13 protein-coding genes and 2 pseudogenes are annotated in these 16,751 nt (G+C 72.1%); 7 read left to right on the forward strand and 8 right to left on the reverse strand.

Annotation, left to right across the window (positions count from 1 at the left end; all coding sequences use genetic code 11):
• Positions 1-233: pseudogene (locus tag DIZ27_RS36400) on the forward strand (IS5/IS1182 family transposase); the annotation flags it as partial.
• A 62-nt stretch (positions 234-295) separates the two neighbouring features.
• Here the strand turns inward: DIZ27_RS36400 and DIZ27_RS36405 are convergent.
• Positions 296-1,681, reverse strand: a complete 1,386-nt coding sequence (locus DIZ27_RS36405; protein WP_109382680.1) for a transcriptional regulator — start codon at positions 1,679-1,681, stop codon at positions 296-298.
• 391 nt (positions 1,682-2,072) lie between these two features.
• Between DIZ27_RS36405 and DIZ27_RS36410 the strand changes: the two genes are divergently transcribed.
• The 3 genes and pseudogenes from DIZ27_RS36410 (at position 2,073) to DIZ27_RS36420 (ending at position 5,475) form a co-directional block, all read left to right on the forward strand.
• Positions 2,073-2,789 carry a bifunctional DNA primase/polymerase gene (locus DIZ27_RS36410; protein WP_181383860.1) on the forward strand — a complete coding sequence of 239 codons (717 nt, stop codon included), beginning with the start codon at positions 2,073-2,075 and terminating at the stop codon, positions 2,787-2,789.
• A gap of 250 nt (positions 2,790-3,039) precedes the next feature.
• Positions 3,040-3,832 (forward strand): annotated as a pseudogene (locus tag DIZ27_RS36415) (ABC transporter ATP-binding protein).
• Complete coding sequence (locus DIZ27_RS36420) at positions 3,829-5,475, forward strand: transporter (RefSeq protein ID WP_181383861.1); 1,647 nt, start codon at positions 3,829-3,831, stop codon at positions 5,473-5,475. Before DIZ27_RS36415 ends, DIZ27_RS36420 begins: the two are co-directional and overlap by 4 nt.
• Positions 5,476-5,507: 32 nt before the next feature.
• Here the strand turns inward: DIZ27_RS36420 and DIZ27_RS36425 are convergent, their stop codons facing one another.
• On the reverse strand, positions 5,508-6,383 hold the full coding sequence (locus DIZ27_RS36425; protein ID WP_109382681.1) for an alpha/beta fold hydrolase: 876 nt from the start codon (positions 6,381-6,383) through the stop codon (positions 5,508-5,510).
• Between the two features lie 529 nt (positions 6,384-6,912).
• Entirely contained in the window at positions 6,913-7,605 is a 693-nt protein-coding gene (locus tag DIZ27_RS36430; protein ID WP_109382682.1) for a metal-dependent transcriptional regulator, read from the reverse strand.
• A 250-nt stretch (positions 7,606-7,855) separates the two neighbouring features.
• Here DIZ27_RS36430 and DIZ27_RS36435 point away from each other — a divergent pair, with 250 nt between their 5' ends.
• Complete coding sequence (locus DIZ27_RS36435; RefSeq protein WP_109382683.1) at positions 7,856-8,611, forward strand: SIS domain-containing protein; 756 nt, start codon at positions 7,856-7,858, stop codon at positions 8,609-8,611.
• 10 nt (positions 8,612-8,621) lie between these two features.
• On the opposite strand, the gene DIZ27_RS36440 is transcribed toward DIZ27_RS36435, so the two are convergent.
• The gene (locus tag DIZ27_RS36440) at positions 8,622-10,082 is read right to left on the reverse strand and encodes a PAS domain-containing protein (protein ID WP_258308700.1); all 1,461 of its coding nucleotides are present in this window, start codon (positions 10,080-10,082) and stop codon (positions 8,622-8,624) included.
• A gap of 230 nt (positions 10,083-10,312) precedes the next feature.
• Positions 10,313-10,990 (reverse strand): helix-turn-helix transcriptional regulator, encoded by a 678-nt coding sequence (locus DIZ27_RS36445; protein WP_109382685.1) that lies wholly within the window; start codon positions 10,988-10,990, stop codon positions 10,313-10,315.
• Positions 10,991-11,307: 317 nt separating this feature from the next.
• Between DIZ27_RS36445 and DIZ27_RS36450 the strand changes: the two genes are divergently transcribed.
• Entirely contained in the window at positions 11,308-12,750 is a 1,443-nt protein-coding gene (locus DIZ27_RS36450; RefSeq protein WP_109382686.1) for an NCS2 family permease, read from the forward strand.
• A 353-nt stretch (positions 12,751-13,103) separates the two neighbouring features.
• Here the strand turns inward: DIZ27_RS36450 and DIZ27_RS36455 are convergent, their stop codons facing one another.
• Positions 13,104-14,204: a citrate synthase 2 gene (locus DIZ27_RS36455; protein ID WP_109382687.1), complete on the reverse strand. Its 1,101-nt coding sequence runs from the start codon at positions 14,202-14,204 to the stop codon at positions 13,104-13,106.
• A 347-nt stretch (positions 14,205-14,551) separates the two neighbouring features.
• Between DIZ27_RS36455 and pdxH the strand changes: the two genes are divergently transcribed.
• The gene (gene pdxH / locus DIZ27_RS36460) at positions 14,552-15,220 is read left to right on the forward strand and encodes a pyridoxamine 5'-phosphate oxidase (RefSeq protein WP_109382688.1); all 669 of its coding nucleotides are present in this window, start codon (positions 14,552-14,554) and stop codon (positions 15,218-15,220) included.
• 83 nt (positions 15,221-15,303) lie between these two features.
• Here pdxH and DIZ27_RS36465 read toward each other — a convergent pair whose 3' ends face one another.
• Both DIZ27_RS36465 and DIZ27_RS36470 read right to left on the reverse strand, forming a co-directional pair.
• Positions 15,304-15,945 (reverse strand): TetR/AcrR family transcriptional regulator, encoded by a 642-nt coding sequence (locus tag DIZ27_RS36465; RefSeq protein ID WP_109382689.1) that lies wholly within the window; start codon positions 15,943-15,945, stop codon positions 15,304-15,306.
• Positions 15,933-16,667: an enoyl-CoA hydratase family protein gene (locus DIZ27_RS36470; protein ID WP_109382690.1), complete on the reverse strand. Its 735-nt coding sequence runs from the start codon at positions 16,665-16,667 to the stop codon at positions 15,933-15,935. The genes DIZ27_RS36465 and DIZ27_RS36470 overlap by 13 nt, the downstream gene beginning before the upstream one ends.
• Between the last annotated feature and the right edge of the window lie 84 nt (positions 16,668-16,751).

Here is a 16,751-nt window from a genome sequence, read left to right on the forward strand (position 1 = left end):
AGTCGGACCAGGCCGCCAACCGGAAGAAGAAGGGCTCCAGGGGCGGCCGGCCCGTCCGCCACGACGCCGACCTCTACAAGGAGAGGAACACCGTCGAGCGCCTGATCAACAAGCTGAAGGCCTGGCGAGGTATCGCCACCCGGTACGACAAGACCCCGGAGAGCTACCTCGCCGGCCTCCACCTGCGCGCCTCGATGATCTGGATCAAAGACCTCACCCGAGGCGCCCATTGATCACGACTCGATACGCGCCCTAGTACTAGTACTCCCGCCCTTGTTCATGTTCGTGTTCGTGTTCATGCCGCGGTCGGGAGGGCGACACGTGCGCCGAACTCCCGCACCACCGGCTCCTCCTGATACGGCTCCAGTCGCTGCCGGAAGTCCTCCAGGTACTCGGCACCGCGGTTCGACCTGAGCCCGTCGAGCAGTTCCACCGCTTTCAGGCCCGTACTGCAGGCCTGTTCGACCTCCCGCTGCTGCACCTGCGCGGTGGCCAGCAGCACATAGCCGATCGCCCGGCGCCGGGCCCGGGACTCCGGATGCCCGGCCAGGGCCTCGAGCGCGCACCGCGCGGCCGCCTCGGCCTGTCCCAGATCCCGGTGGCAGTGCGCCAACTCGTCGGCCAGGTAGGCCTCGTCGAAGTGTGCGATCCACACGGGATCGTCCCCCGACGCCGGATCGGCCGCCTCCATGGCGCTGATCGCGTGCCCGGCCGCGATCTGTGCGGCGTGCGCGTCGCCCATCAGCGCGTGCCCGCGTGCCTCCGCCGCACGGAACATCGCCTGCGCGCGGGGGGTCGCCCGGCCCCGCGCGCCTTCCTGCGCGGCTCGCGCCAACTGCGCGATCTCCCGCGGGTTTCCGAGCTGCGCGGCCAGATGGCTCATGGAGGCGGCCAGTACGTACCCGCCGTAGCCGCGGTCGCCGGCCGCCTGGGCCAGCCGCAGCGCCTGGATGTAGTAGCGCTGGGCGAGGCCCGGTTGCCCGGTGTCGATCGCCATGTACCCGGCGAGTTCGGTCAGCCGGGCGACCGCCGCGAACAACTCCCGCCCCACGGCCTCCCGGTACGACCCCGCGAGCAGCCCCGAGACGACGCTGTTGAGGTAGTGCACGACGACCGGACGCACATGCCCGCTGCCGTACTGGTGGTCCAGGTCCACCAAGGCCTGCGTCATCGACCGCACGGCCCCCACGTCGGACCGCCCGACCCGCGGCCCGACCGAGCGCGCCACCTGCGAGTCGGGGGCGGAGATCAGCCAGTCCCGGCTCGGCTCCACCAGGGCGGACGCGGCGACGGAGGAGCCGGACAGGAAGTCCCGCCGGCCCACATCACTGCGCCACAGCTCGCAGACCTGCTCGATGGCCCCCAGCACCGTCGGCGAGAACTGGAGACCGACGCCCGACGCGAGGTTCTTGCCGTTGGCCATGCCGATCTCGTCGATCGTGACCGTGCGGCCCAGTTTGCGTCCGAGCGCCTCCGCGATGATCGCCGGCGCCCGGCCCCGCGGCTGCTGTCCGCGGAGCCAGCGGGCCACCGACGTCTTGTCGTAGCGCAGGTCGAGGCCGTGTTCGGCGCCGCACAGGTTGACCCTGCGGGCCAGCCCGGCGTTGGAGCACCCGGCTTCCTGAATGAGCGCCTGCAGTCGTTCGTTCGGCTGCCGCGCGACGAGAGGCCTTGCGGCCATGGCACACCCCCTGTGGCTGCGGTGCCTGCCCACGCACCGAGTTGACGTGTCTTCCGCGACCGGAGACCCGGCATCTCCTGACATCTCCTCTCGACCAGGAGCAAAAGTTCCGGCCCTGAAGATCAATGCCCCGCCGAGGTGCCGAAGATGCGAGGCATGTACGGATTGCCGGGGTGACAGTTGGCGCCTGCCCCGCCCGGCCGCCCGCTCCCGGTCGCGGCCGCCGGCCGGCCACCACCGGTAACCATCGGCCACCCACTCCTGGCTACCCACCCGGGGACGTGGATCCTCTTGCGCGCCCCCGCGGATGCACCCATGCGCCCCGGGCGCGGAGCAAGTGCTCCTCCCCCGCGCATGGACACGGGCGTAACCCCTGGTGACGGACGTAGTTGTGTTCATCGTGGAAGAGACGATCCCGGGCACCGGCGCCGGACACATCCCGAAGCAGCGCGGAGAAACCCTGCTGGAGACCGCAGTGCGGTATACCGAGGAGCGGCACTGGGACGTGTTCGCGGGCACCTGGCTGGAGGCCGTGAACGGGGTGCACCGCTGCTCGTGCGGCGTCACGGGGTGCCCGGCACCCGGCGCACACCCGGCGCGCTCGGACTGGGCGGCCCAGGCGACCGGCAGTGCGGCCACCGTGCGCCGCATGTGGCAGATGTGGCCGACGGCCTCGATCCTGCTGCCCACCGGCCACGCCTTCGACACGATCTCCGTCCCCGATACGGCCGGGTTCCTGGCGCTGGCCCGGATGGAGCGGATGGAACTGACGCTCGGTCCGGTGACCCTGAGTCCGGCCGGGCGCATGGAGTTCTTCGTGCTCCCCGGCGCCTCGACGAAGGTGCCGGGTCTGATCCGCTCCCTGGGCTGGTCGCTGTCCCCGCTCGAGCTGAGCGTGCGGGGCGAGGGGGCGTACGTGGCGGCGCCGCCCACGCGGTTCGGGTCCAGGGGGGCCGTGCAGTGGGCCAGCAGGCCGACCCCGGCGAACCGCTGGCTGCCGGACGCGACGGAACTGATCTCCCCCCTCGCCTACGCCTGCGGCCGCGACCGCCAGGACCGCCGTGACCGGCAGGACCGGCAGGAGCTCAGGCGCCGGCAGGGCCAGTAGGACCGGCAGAACCGACCACCGGACCCGGCAGGACAACGGAACCCGCAGGACCGGCAGGGCCACCGGGACCGACGGGACCGACGGAACCGTCAGGACCGATCGGACCACCGGGGCACAGGGCCCACGGGAACACCGGGGCTGCGGGGTCCGTGGAGGTGCCCCGGTCGGCGTGGGGCGCGGTCGGTCGGGGCGGTGTGTGCCCGTGCGCTCCGGCCCCTCGCGGATCACCCTCCCCCGTTAGGGTGCTCGTATGACGGAGGGAGCAGGGGTGGGTTCATCCGCCGTACGTGTACAGGGGCTCTGGAAGCGGTTCGGTCAGCAGATCGCGGTGGCCGGCATCGATCTGGAGCTGCCCGCGGGCAAGTTCATCGGGCTCGTCGGGCCGAACGGAGCGGGGAAGACCACCACGCTGTCGATGGTGACCGGGCTGCTGCGGCCCGATCAGGGCACCGTCGAGGTCGTGGGACACGACGTGTGGCGCGACCCGGTCGAGGTCAAGGCACGGATCGGGGTGCTGCCGGAGGGACTGCGGCTGTTCGAGCGGCTGTCGGGGCGTGAGCTGCTCGCCTACTCCGGCCGGTTGCGCGGCCTGCCCGGCGCCGAGGTCGACAAGCGCGCCACCCAGCTGCTCGACGTCCTCGACCTGGCCGGGGCCCAGCACAAGCTGGTCGTCGACTACTCGACCGGTATGCGCAAGAAGATCGGCCTCGCCACCGCGCTCCTGCACAACCCCGAAGTGCTGTTCCTGGACGAGCCGTTCGAGGGGGTCGACCCGGTCTCGGCGCAGATCATCCGGGGCGTCCTGGAGCGGTACACCGCGTCCGGCGCCACGGTCGTGTTCTCCTCCCACGTCATGGAACTCGTCGAGTCGCTGTGCGACTGGGTCGCGGTGATGGCCGCGGGCCGGATCCGTGCCCACGGACCGCTCGCCGAGGTGCGCGGGGACGGCGCCCTCGCTCCAGACGGCGTTCCTGGAACTCGTCGGTGCGCACGGCCGCGACACCGGCTCCGAGCTCGACTGGCTGGGCGGCGGATCCCGGTGAGCGCCCCCGTCCCCGTCCCCGCTCCCGCGACCGCACCCTCCCCCGCGGCCGCCTCCGCCCCCGCGATCACCCCGGTCTTCGTCCGGCTGAAACTGTCCCTGCTGCGCAACGGACTGCGGCAGTCCGGTGGGCGCAAGGCCGCGTACATCGCCTCGGCCGTCGTCGCCCTGCTGTTCGCCGCGCTCCAGCTCGTCGGCCTCGTCGTGCTGCGCCGCGTCGACCACGCCGAGTCGCTGGTCGTGCTGCTGGTGGCGGTACTGGCACTGGGCTGGGCGGTGATGCCGCTGTTCTTCCCCAGCGGTGACGAGACGCTCGACCCGACCCGGCTGGTGATGCTGCCGCTGCGGCCCCGGCCGCTGGTGCGGGCCCTGCTCATCGCCTCGCTGGTCGGCATCGGACCGCTGTTCACGCTGTGCATGCTCGTCGGGTCGGTGATCGCCGTCGCGCACGGCGGGGCGGCGTTCGCCGTCAGTGCCCTCGCCGTCCCGCTGGCGCTGCTGGTGTGCGTGGCGCTGGCCCGTGCGGTCGCCACCGCCAACGTACGGCTGCTGACCAGCCGCAAGGGACGCGACCTCGCGGTGCTCAGCGGACTCCTGATCGCGGTCGGGGCGCAACTGGTCAACTTCGGTGCGCAGCGGCTCGGTGCCTCCGGTCTCGAACAGCTCGGACCTGTGGCGGACGTGGTGCGCTGGATCCCTCCGGCGTCCGCGATCGGCGCGGTGCACTCGGTGGGCGAAGGCTCGTACGGGATCGCCGTCGCCCAGTTCGCCCTGAGCGTCGGGGCGCTGGTGGCGCTGCTCGCGCTGTGGTCGCGGTCGCTGACCCTGTTGATGACCTCGCCCGACGGTTCCACCCTGCAGAGCGGCGAGGCGGCCGTGCGCGACCGCGCCTCGACCGGGCCGGCCCGGCTGCTGCCCGCGGGACGCACCGGCACGGTCATGGAGCGCGGCCTCCGCTACGTCTGGCGCGACCCCAAGACCAAGGCGGCGTGGGTGACCTCGCTGGCCATCGGGCTGATCGTGCCGGTGTTCAACGCCTGGCAGGGCACCGGCTCGGTCTACTTCGCCTGCTTCGCCGCCGGGATGCTCGGCATCATGATGTACAACCAGTTCGGCCAGGACACCTCGGCGTTCTGGATGGTCGCGATGACGATCGCCGACACCCGGGACGCCTACGTCGAGCTCCGCGCCCGTGCCCTGGCCCTGCTGCTGATCACGCTGCCCTACGCCACGCTCGTGACCGTCCTGACCACCGCGATGCTCGGCGACTGGCCCCGGCTGCCGGAGGCCCTGGGGCTGTCCTTCGCCCTGCTGGGCGCGATGCTCGCGACCGGCGCGTGGACGTCGGCGTGCTTCCCCTACTCCATTCCGCAGGAGGGCTACAAGAACGTCGCGCCGGGGCAGACCGGCCTCGCCTGGATCTCGATCTTCGGTGGCATGGTGGCGGCGGCCGTGCTGTGCGCACCGGTCATCGCGCTCACGATCTGGCTGAACGTGAGCGCGGGCGGCGAGGGCCGGACGTGGTTGCTGCTCCCGGTGGGCACGGTGTACGGCGCCGCCATCGGCCTGCTCGGCCTCCGTCTCGCCGCCCCGCGCACGGCCCGCCGCCTCCCGGAGATCCTCACAGCGGTCAGCAAGGGCTGAGCACCCCGGGTAAGCGGTACGGGCGGCCGGGCTCAGCCGGCGCGGAGGGCGGCCAGGAACGGCTCGATCGCCGTCCGCCAGGCCTCCGGCTGGTCGTAGTGGACCAGGTGGCCGGCGTCGGCCACCTCCGCGTACTGGCCGCGGGGCAGGACGCGGACCATCTCCTGGGCCTCCGCGCGCCCCAGTTCGCCGTCGAGGCCGCGGACCACCAGGGTGGGGCACCGCACCTGGGCCAGCTCCTCCCAGTGCGCGTTGTACACCCAGGTCTCGCGGGAGCGGAGCATCTGGTCCGGGTCGAAGACCGGCCGCCACCCGTCCGGGGACTCGGCCATCACCTCGGCGTAGAACTCACCGCGGGCCGGGTTCGGCCGCTCCACCCAGGGGTCGTCCTCGCCGAACCACTTGCGTACGTCGGCGAGCGTGGCGAACGGGAGGGGCCAGGCCTTGAACCACTGGGCCCACTCGCGCTGCGAGGCGGCCCCGAGCGCGGAGGCCCGCATGTCGCAGATGATCACCCCGCGCACCAGGTCCGGCCGCTTGGCGGCCAGCTGCCAGGCGGTCAGCGCGCCCATCGCGTGGCCGATGAGGACGGTCGGGCCGAGGCCCAGCTGCTCCAGGGCTGCCTCGGTGTCGTCGACATAGGCGTCCCGGGTGAACGAGGCCTGCGCGGGCTTGTCGCTGCGACCGTGGCCACGCTGGTCGAGGGCGACGGCCCGGTACCGCCCGGAGAGCCAGCGGGCGGTGGGCGCCCAGTGCGAAGCCCGCCCCATGAGTCCGTGCAACAACAGCACGCTCGTGTTCCCGGCGGCGTGCTCCGCCGGGTCGCTTCCGGTCTTGGGGGGATCACCGAACTCCCAGGCGGCGAGCCGTACGCCGTCCGCCCCCGTCACGTCGATACGTCGCGCCATCGTGTTGGCACCCCCAAGCTCGCTGCCTGCCGTGCTGCTTGCCCTGCCTGCTGTTGCCGCCCCGCACAGATTATCGAATGTGCTTTCGAGAACCCCGTTCTCGCCGCCAACACCCCTCGATCGAGTGACACCCCTCGGGGATTGATCGTCGTGATCGAGGGGAGATCTTCAGCGGGAGGCGAACCGCTCGGGGAGACCGGTTCGAGGGGAATGACCCTGGGAGCTCGGGGCTCCGGGTCAGCACTGGGGAGGACAGGCCCCGGCGCCGCACGGCGCCGGGGCCCCTCACGTACTCACGGCACATCCTCCGCCCCTCCCCGGCCGGGCGACATCGTGCCGGACCCGGCCCAGAGCCCCTCGCGTCATATGCCTCACGCGACAGCCTCGCATGCGAACCCGGCGAGCGCTGCACTTCGGCACACCGAATCTCGGATTCGACGCGATCACACCGAAACCCCAACTCCCTCCCGGAAGAGACGAGTTGGGGGTTCAATTCGGCGATGCGGCGACAGGCCCCAGGCCCCGGGCCCTAGGGCTTGGCGACGAACACGTGGGAGGCGACGTCCGTCTCCAGCTCGGCCGCCTCGCCGCCGCTGCCCACCAGCACACCGCCCGCCGACTCCGTCACGCTGACCACCGAGCCGGGCTGCACGCCCGCGCGGCGCAGCGTGTACATCAGCTGCGCGTCCGTCTGGATCGGCTCGCCGATGCGGCGCACCACGACCGTCTTGCCCTCGAGCCCCGGGTCGAGATCGGCCAGGGACACCATGCCCTCGTCCAGGAACGGGACGGCGCCGTCCTTCTCGCCCAGCTCCTCCAGGCCCGGGATCGGGTTGCCGTAGGGCGACTCGGTCGGGTGCCGCAGCAGCTCCAGCACGCGACGCTCGACGGCCTCGCTCATCACGTGCTCCCAGCGGCAGGCCTCGGCGTGCACCTGCTCCCACTCCAGGCCGATCACGTCGACGAGCAGGCACTCGGCGAGGCGGTGCTTGCGCATCACCCGGGTGGCCAGCCGACGGCCCTCCTCCGTCAGCTCCAGATGCCGGTCGCTGGCGACGGACACCAGGCCGTCACGCTCCATCCGGGCCACCGTCTGACTGACCGTCGGCCCGCTCTGGTCGAGCCGCTCGGCGATCCGGGCGCGCATGGGGACCACGCCTTCCTCCTCCAGCTCGAGGATGGTGCGGAGATACATCTCCGTGGTGTCGATCAGTCCGGACATACGTGCCCCTCGATGAGATCTGCGATTGGCTCTGCCGGAGGCTGGACGGCTCACCGGCGCATGTGCTGGCCCTGGACTCAATTCTGACCCATCGCGCCGACAACCGGGGCATGCCGTGGAAACGCCGGGCATTCGCCGGGTGGTACAGGCTGCCGCGGAGGTCTGCCCGGCCCCTGCCGCCATGTTGACACGGCGCTGGTCCGGACCGCACGGTGATCCGCAGCAGCCCACCCCGAAGGGATGGTCCTCCATGAGCGACCGCACGCCGGCCGACCGGTTCCTCGACGCCGCGATCAACCTGCTGCACCGGGTCCGCGACGAGGAGGCCGACTCCGTGGCGGCCGCGGGCACCCTGCTCGCGGACACGGTCGCGGACGGCGGGCGCCTCTTCGCCTTCGGCGCCGGCCACTCCTCGCTCGCCGCGCAGGACATCGTCTACCGCGCGGGTGGACTCGCCCTGATGAACCTGCTCGCCGTCCCGGGTGTCGTCGGCGTCGACGTGATGCCGGCCACCCTCGGTTCCGCCCTCGAACGCGTCGACGGCCTCGCGAGCGCCGTGCTCGACGCGTCACCGGCCCGCGAGGGCGACGCCTTGGTGATCGTCTCCCTGTCCGGGCGCAACGCGCTCCCGGTGGAGATGGCCATGAGCGCCCGTGCCCTGGGCATGAGGGTCATCGGCGTGACCTCGGTGGCGTACGCGGCGGAGACGACGTCCCGGCACGTGTCGGGGACGTACCTGAAGGACCACTGCGACCTCGTCCTGGATTCCAAGATCGCGGTCGGCGACGCGGAGCTCACCCTGGACGACGTCCCCGCCCCCTTCGCCCCCGCCTCCACGGTCGTCACCGCGGCCCTGCTCCAGGCGGTCGTGGCCACCGCCGCCGCCACCCTGGCCGAGCGGGGCGTCGAGCCCCCGCTCCTGCGCTCCGGCAACGTCGACGGCGGCCACGACTGGAACGGCCGCGTCCTGGACCAGTACGCCGACCGGATCTTCTACCGGCGCTGAGAACCCGCCGTCACTCCGGCCGCCCGGTCACTCCCGCCAGGTCCAGGGCCATGGCGATGCGTGCGGCCACGTCCTCCGCGTACACCGCGTCGGAGCGTTCGAACGCGCTCCGGCCCGGACCGCGCAGAAACGTCACGGCGCCCAGCGTCCGGCCGCGGCTGCGCAGCACCGTGCACAGGGCGTGTGCCGCGTCCGCCGGCCACTGCCGGGACACCGCCCACACACGTGCCTCCTCCGCCGGCACCGCCCCCGCGTCGGCCCGCACCGAGCCGGCCCGCTCCACGCACTGCAGCGCCGGGTGCCCCTCGCGGTACCGCACCGGCAGACCCGCCCGCCCGGCCAGTCGGCTCGGCCCCGGCGCCCCGGCAGGGGTGGCCGCGATCCGCACCAGCCGGACCCGCCCGGCGCTCTCCCCCTCGTCCGCCGTCCCGTCGGGCCCCCGGTCGGCCACCCGGTCGATCAGCGCGTGGTCGGCGAATCCGGCCAGCGCGAAGTCCAGGTGGACGGTGACCGCCTCCGCCGGGTCCTCGCACTCGGCCGCCGCCCGCGCCGCCCGGTGCAGCTGCTGCCCGCGGAACCGCACCAGCGACGCCTCCTGCTCGCCCTGCCGGGACTCGGTCACGTCCTGGAACAGCCAGCCCACGCCGAGCGGCACCGGCTCCTCCGCCAGCGGCGACGACAGCCGCACGAATCCGCACCGCCAGCACCGCCGCCGCTCGCCCTCCGGCTCCCGCACGCTCACCCAGATGTCGGCGGGCGCGGGCGGGGCGCCCTCGGCCAGCACATGGGTGAGCGCGCTCTCCAGCTCCTCCACACCCTGCGACAGCAGCTCCCCGAGCGGCCGTCCCAGCACGGACCCGCGCCCCGTGCCGAGCGCGCGGGCCGCGTGCGGGTTCACCACGGCGGGCCGCAGATCGGCGTCGACGAGCACGACGCCCCAGCTCGCGTCCTCCAGCAGCGCCTCGCTCAGCGCGATCGACCGTTCCAGGTCGATCTGCGCGTGCACCTCGCTGAACGCGCAGTACACGCCCGCCGGCTTCCCGTCCGGCCCGCGCACGGCCGCGGACTGCGTCCGCACCAGCACCCGGCCGCCGTCCTTCGTCAGCAGCGCGAACTCGTGCACCTGCCGGCCCGGCGCGCCCATGGCCGACATCAGCCGCGCCTCCACCTCCGCGGCGTCGGCGCCGCGCACCGCCCATCCGGCGAACCCCCGCCGGCCCACCGCCTCGGCCGCGGTCCAGCCGAGGACGCGCTCCGCCTCCCGGTTCCAGTGCGTCACCACCCCGTCCGCGTCGAGAGCGCACAGGGCGGCGTCCATGCCGTCCAACAACGCGGCCAGCAGATCGGATCCGGCCGGACTCTCCCGCCCGGACCCACCCGGGCTCTCCCGCCCGGACCCGCCCGAACTCTCCCGCTCGGGCTCGTCGGGCCCCAGTTCGTCGGTGGCCCCACTACGCCGGGAAGCACTCACCTGGACCCCCTGCAGGCCGCGTCCGCACGTACGGCACATCGGTTCACTCACTTGCCATCATTCAACTTGAACGTGACCCAGCGCACATCGGGTTCCCGCAACATCGAAGGAATCATCGAAGGAATCGTCGTACGGCCCCGGCGTCATCCCGGCCGGCCGTGCCGCAGCGTCGCGGCGCTGCGGCACGGCCGGCCGGGTTCGGCGTCCTCACGCGCGGGCGGCAGGGGGCGTCACCCCTCCGGGAAATGGGACCAGAAGTGGTCCACGATGTCGTCGAGGTAGCGCCGCCCCTGCTCGCCGGAGGCATTGGCGCCGCCGCCTCTGCTGAGGGTGGCCGCCATGAGGGACTGGTACTCGGTGTGCATGGTGCGCAGCGGGTCCTGCAGATCGCGGCGTTCCATCGAGAGAAGGCGGGCGATGTCGCGGATGTGGGCCTGCCAGCGGGTGGAGACGGCCTCGGCGAGCAGCCGGGTGAGTTCCGCCTCCCCGCCGGTGATGGCGACGAAGTCCCTCGGGGGGAGCTTGAGGAGGGCACCCAGTTTGGCCGACTGCCGTCGGTCGCCGGTCCATTGCCCGGTTTCCTCCATGCGGAGGTAGTCGTGAAGTCTCAGGCTGGTGACGCGGGCGACGTCCTCGGCGGCGAATCCGCTGGCGATCCGGTGTTCCCGCAGGGTGCGGGGAGCACCCATGAGGTCGCTCGGGGAGCACCACAGCGCGCCGGCCAGAGCGGTGAGTTCGGTGGCGGTGGGCAGGGCGACACCGCGCTCCCACGCGGTGATGTGGTCGGGGGTGATGTGGGTCATGCCGTAGGAGGCGCGCATGCCGTAGGCGACGTGGCCGGGGGCCATCCCGACCTTCCCGCGCAGGGTCCGGGCGGCGCGCGCGTTGAAGGGGAGCGGTGAGTTCACGCACCGAGAGTATGGAGTGACCCACCGTGAACACCATGCCCTCCTGTCGCCTGCCTCCCGTTATGACGGGAAGGTCGCCGCGAATTCTGTAGGAACCGACGGGAGGCCAACTAGGGAATCAACTCCTCTTTTTCTCAAAGGGCTTGAGGAAATCGTCCAGGTTCGTAGAATCCGCTGGCGGTCTGCCGCAGGTGTGTCTGGATTTCGGTGTTTTCGGCATTTCCGGCATTTTTGATATTCCCGAAATTTTCGATGCCGCACGCGCCCGGCGGTCGCCGTCACGCTTCCCCGCACCTGCTCGCCCAGGAGACCCACCCATGCAGACCCTCACGACCGACCCGACCGACCCGGCGCCCGCCAGAGCCCACGGCCCGCTCGACCGGTTCTTCCGCATCAGCGAACGCGGCTCGACCTACGCCAGGGAGATACGCGGCGGATTCGCCACGTTCTTCACGATGGCCTACATCCTGGTGCTGAACCCCATCATTCTGGGCAGCACCGAGGACAAGTTCGGCCACACCCTGAGCGCCGCCCAGCTGGCGACCGCCACCACCCTGGTGGCCGCCGTGATGACCGTGATCATGGGTGTGGCCGGCAACCTGCCGCTCGCCCTGGCCGCGGGTCTGGGTCTCAACGCCGTCGTCGCCTTCCAGATCGCTCCCCTGATGGCCTGGGAAGACGCGATGGGCCTGGTCGTGCTCGAGGGTCTGCTGATCTGTGTCCTGGTGCTGACCGGTCTGCGCGAGGCCGTCATGCACGCCATCCCGCAGCCGCTCAAGCAGGCGATCAGCGTCGGCATCGGCATGTTCATCGCCTTCATCGGCTTCGTGGACTCCGGGTTCGTGACCCGCATCCCGGACGCCGCGAACAGCACCGTGCCCGTCCAGCTCGGCACCGGCACCCTCACCGGCTGGCCCATGCTCGTGTTCTGCCTGGGTGTGCTGCTGACGTTCGTCCTCATGGCCCGCAAGGTGCGGGGCGCCATTCTCATCAGCATCCTGGCGATGACGGTGTTCGCCGTCGTCGTCAACGAGTTCGCCGACGTCAAGAGCTGGGGCCTCACCGCCCCCGAGCTGCCCGGCAACCCCGTCGCCGCGCCCGACTTCGGGCTCCTGGGGCAGTTCGACCTGCTGGGCGCGTTCGGTCAGATCGGCGTGCTCACCATCGTCCTGCTGATCTTCACGCTCATCCTGTCCGACTTCTTCGACACGATGGGCACCGTCGTCGGCGTCACCGCCGAGGCCGGGCTGCTCGACGAGCGCGGGCAGGTCCCCGGTCTGGGCCGGGTCCTGTTCATCGACAGCGCGGCGGCCGTCGCGGGCGGTGCCTCCTCGTCCTCGTCCGCCACCACCTACATCGAGTCCGCCGCCGGTGTCGGTGAGGGTGCCCGGACCGGCTTCGCCAACCTCGTCACCGGTGGCCTGTTCGCCCTCGCCCTCTTCTTCACCCCCCTGCTCACCATCGTGCCGATGCAGGCCGCGGCCCCCGCCCTGATCGCGGTGGGCTTCCTGATGATGACGCAGGTCAGGCACATCGACTGGGACCGCTTCGAGCTCGCCGTCCCCGCCTTCCTGACCGTCGTGGTCATGCCGTTCACCTACTCCATCAGCAACGGCATCGGCGCCGGCTTCATCTCCTACGTGGTCATCAAGGCATGCCTGGGCAAGGGCCGCGAGGTGCACTGGCTGCTGTGGAGCACCGCGGGGCTCTTCCTCGTCTACTTCGCCATCGACCCGCTGAAGCAGCTGCTCGGCGTCTGACGGCACCGGTCCACCACCGGCGCTCGGGGACCACCGAAAAAAGTGGTTGCTCCGGAGGGAATCGCTTCTTAGGCTGGCGGTACTTCGGAGAGGAGGTGGTTCGGCAGATGTATGAATACCGGACGGAAGAGGTGGCTGCGGGCTAGTGGCCCGTCGCCGTACTCGGTTCGGCGCCGGACCGGCGTGTGCGAGATACACGCAACCGGCCTAACCCAACGCAGTCGCCCGACCCGCGAGTCGCCGGTACGTCCGGCCGGCCCCTCCTTCGGAGGGCCAGACTCGCGGGTCGTCTGCGTTTTCGGGGTTTCGGGGTCCCGGGGGTTCGGGGACCCGGGTTCTCAGGACTCCCGCACTCAGCGGGCGAGGTCCGCGTGGCCCTCGATCTCGTGCAGGCCTCGGCTGCCGGGGCCGATGTAGTGGGCGGAGGGACGGACCAGGCGGCCGGTGCGCTTCTGTTCCAGGATGTGGGCCGACCAGCCCGCGGTGCGGGCGCAGGTGAACATCGAGGTGAACATGTGGGCCGGGACCTCGGCGAAGTCGAGGACGATGGCGGCCCAGAACTCGACGTTGGTGGCCAGGACGCGGTCGGGGCGGCGGGCGTGCAGTTCGGCCAGGGCGGCCTTCTCCAGGGCCTCGGCGACCTCGAAGCGCGGGGCCCCCAGGTCGCGCGCGGTGCGGCGCAGGACACGGGCGCGCGGGTCCTCGGCGCGGTAGACGCGGTGGCCGAAGCCCATGAGGCGTTCGCCCCTGTCGAGCGCCTGCTTCACGTACGCCTCGGCGTCGCCCGTGCGCTCGATCTCCTCGATCATGCCGAGGACCCGTGAGGGGGCTCCGCCGTGCAGCGGTCCCGACATGGCGCCGACGGCGCCCGAGAGGGCCGCGGCCACGTCCGCGCCGGTGGAGGCGATGACGCGGGCCGTGAAGGTGGAGGCGTTCATGCCGTGCTCGGCGGCCGAGGTCCAGTACGCGTCCACGGCGGCGACGTGCTTGGGGTCGGGTTCGCCGCGCCAGCGGATCATGAAGCGTTCGACGATGGAGTGCGCCTTGTCGATCTCACGCTGCGGGACCATGGGCCGGCCCTGGCCGCGCGCGGACTGGGCGACGTAGGAGAGAGCCATGACGGCGGCGCGGGCGAGGTCCTCACGGGCCTGCTCGGCGTCGATGTCGAGGAGCGGTTCCAGACCCCAGACGGGGGCCAGCATGGCGAGCGCGGACTGGACGTCGACGCGGATGTCACCGGAGTGGACGGGGATCGGGAACGGCTCGGCGGGCGGCAGGCCGGGGTTGAAGGCGCCGTCGACGAGCAGGCCCCAGACGTTCCCGAAGGAGACGTGCCCGACCAGATCCTCGATGTCGACGCCCCGGTACCGGAGAGCGCCGCCCTCCTTGTCCGGTTCGGCGATCTCCGTTTCGAACGCGACGACTCCTTCGAGCCCGGGTACGAAGTCGGACATCAGGCGGCTCCTCGTGGTGTGGGCGACGGATGATGCTGTCGTGGGGGAGTGGTGTCGTTGTGGGGGGTGTCGTGGGATGGGTGTCGTGAGGTGGGGCGACCTCGTGCGGGCCGGTCGACGGGAACGGGGTGCGCGTCCGATGGATCCACGGTCCTCCTGCGAGGACTCGCGGTCCGGGACACCACCGGTCACTCCTGTGATGCCCGGTGGGCGGTCACCCAACCGGGCCGGTGCCAGCACAATATCCCTGAGTGCCATTTTTGGGGAGGTCTCACGGCACTCAGTGCCATACGAGACGGTGGGGCACCGGGCCCCCACGGGATCCGTCCATACGGCAGGATGACGGCGTGACCGACCGAGACCCCGTCCCCCTCGCTCTCGCCTCGATGCGCAAGCAGTACCGGGCCGAGGGGCTTTCCGAGACCGATCTGGCCGCGACTCCCGTCGAGCAGTTCGCGCGCTGGTTCAAGCAGGCCGCGACGGACGGCGGGCTGTTCGAACCGAACGCCATGGTCGTCTCCACGGCGGACGAGCTGGGCCGGCCCAGCTCCCGTACGGTGCTGCTGAAGCACTTCGACGAGCAGGGGTTCGTGTTCTACACGAACTACGACTCCCGCAAGGGGCGCGAGCTGACCGGGAACCCGTACGTCTCGCTGCTGTTCCCGTGGCATCCGATGGCCCGGCAGGTCATCGTCACCGGGGTCGCGCTGCGCACCGGCCGGGACGAGACGGCCGCCTACTTCCGCACCCGGCCGCACGGCTCACAGCTGGGCGCGTGGGCGAGCGGCCAGTCCTCGGTGCTCGCGAGCCGTGCGGAGCTGGACACGGCGTACGCGGAGCTCGCGGCCCGGTATCCGGAGGGCGAGCAGGTGCCGGTGCCGCCGCACTGGGGCGGTTTCCGGGTGGCCCCGCAGGCGGTGGAGTTCTGGCAGGGCCGGGAGAACCGCCTGCACGACCGCCTGCGGTACGTGGCACAGGCGGACGGGGGCTGGAGGGTGGAGCGGCTGAGCCCGTGAGTGCGGCGCCGCACCCGTGAGCGCCACGCCGCGCACGGCGCGCTCGCCGGCCCCCGGGCGCCGACCGCCGACGGCCCCCCGCCTCAGTCCGGCGCCTCGTCCAGTGCCCCCTCAAGTGCCCCCTCAAGGAGAGCCGCCCACTGCCCCACCACCCGTTCGCGGCGGGCCGCGTCGTCGGTGAGGAGGTTGGCCAGGCCCAGGCCGCGGGCCATGTCGAGGAGGCCCTGGACGGTCTCGCGGACGCCGGGGCGGGTCTCGTCGGCGCCCAGGAGGTCGACGGCGATGCGGTGGGTCTCGCGGCCGACGCGCGCCTCCAGTTCGGTCACGCGCGGGCGCAGCTGCTCCTCGTCGGAGGCGGCGACCCACAGGTGGAGGGCGGCACGGAACAGGGGCCCGGTGTAGAGGTCGACCAGGGCGGTGACCACCGCGCGGCGGTCACCGGCGGCCGCTCCCTCGGGGAAGAGGGCGCGCAGCGCGGTGGAGCGTTCCTCGGCGACGTACTCGACGGCGGCCGTGAACAGGTCCTCGCGGGTCGGGAAGTGGTGCTGGGCCGCCCCCCGGGAGACACCGGCGCGCTCGGCGACGACGAGGACCGTGGAGCCCGCCCAGCCGTGTTCGGCGAGACAGGCCACGGCGGCCTCCAGGAGGCGCTGCCGGGTGGCCCGGCTGCGGTCCTGCTTGGGGACGCGTTCGGCACGGTCGGCCGCCGCGCTCACACCACCCATTCCGGATCCCGTCGTTCGAGGAAGGCCGTCATCCCCTCGCGCGCGTGGGCGGAGGCGAAGAGGCGGGCCGAGAGCGCCGTCAGGTGGGCGGCGTCCCGGTCGAAGTTCTCCAGCACCCTAGTCGTGAGCAGCCGTTTCGTCTCGGCCAGGGCTTCGGGGGCGGATCTGCGCAGGCCGTCGAGGACAGGCGCGAGCGTCTCGTCCACGTCGTCACCGGCGGCGGTGAGCAGGCCGATGCGGGCGGCTTCCGCCGTGTCGAGGCGTTCGCCGGTGAGGAAGTAGCGGGCCAGCGCGCGCGGGTCGGTGCGGGGCAGCAGCGGCAGGGAGATGACGGCCGGGGCGACCCCGATACGGACCTCGGTGAAGGCGAAGGTCGCCGCGTGGGAGGCGACGGCGATGTCACAGGCGGCGAGCAGGCCGAGACCGCCCGCGCGGACGTGCCCGGTGACCCGCGCGACGACCGGTTTGGGCAGCTCGACGATCTGCCGCAACAGGCCCACCAAGGCCTCGGGAGGAGGAGGGTCGCGCAGGTCGGCGCCCGCGCTGAAGGTGTTGCCGGTGTGGGTGAGGACCACCGCGCGGACGCCGGTGTCCTGGCCGGCCTCGGTCAGCGCCCCGGCCAGTTCCCCGACGAGGGCGGCGGACAGGGCGTTGCGGCGCTCCGGGGCGTCGAGGGAGAGCGTTTCGACGCCCCGCGCGTGGGTGCGGCCGATCAGGGTCACGAGGGCTCCTTGTGCGCCGTGCGGAGCTCACGGCGCAGGATCTTTCCGGAAGCGGCGCGGGGGACGACGCCGAGGAAGGTGACG

Origin of the sequence: Streptomyces sp. NWU339 (assembly GCF_003143855.1) — a bacterium.
Taxonomy (GTDB): domain Bacteria; phylum Actinomycetota; class Actinomycetes; order Streptomycetales; family Streptomycetaceae; genus Streptomyces.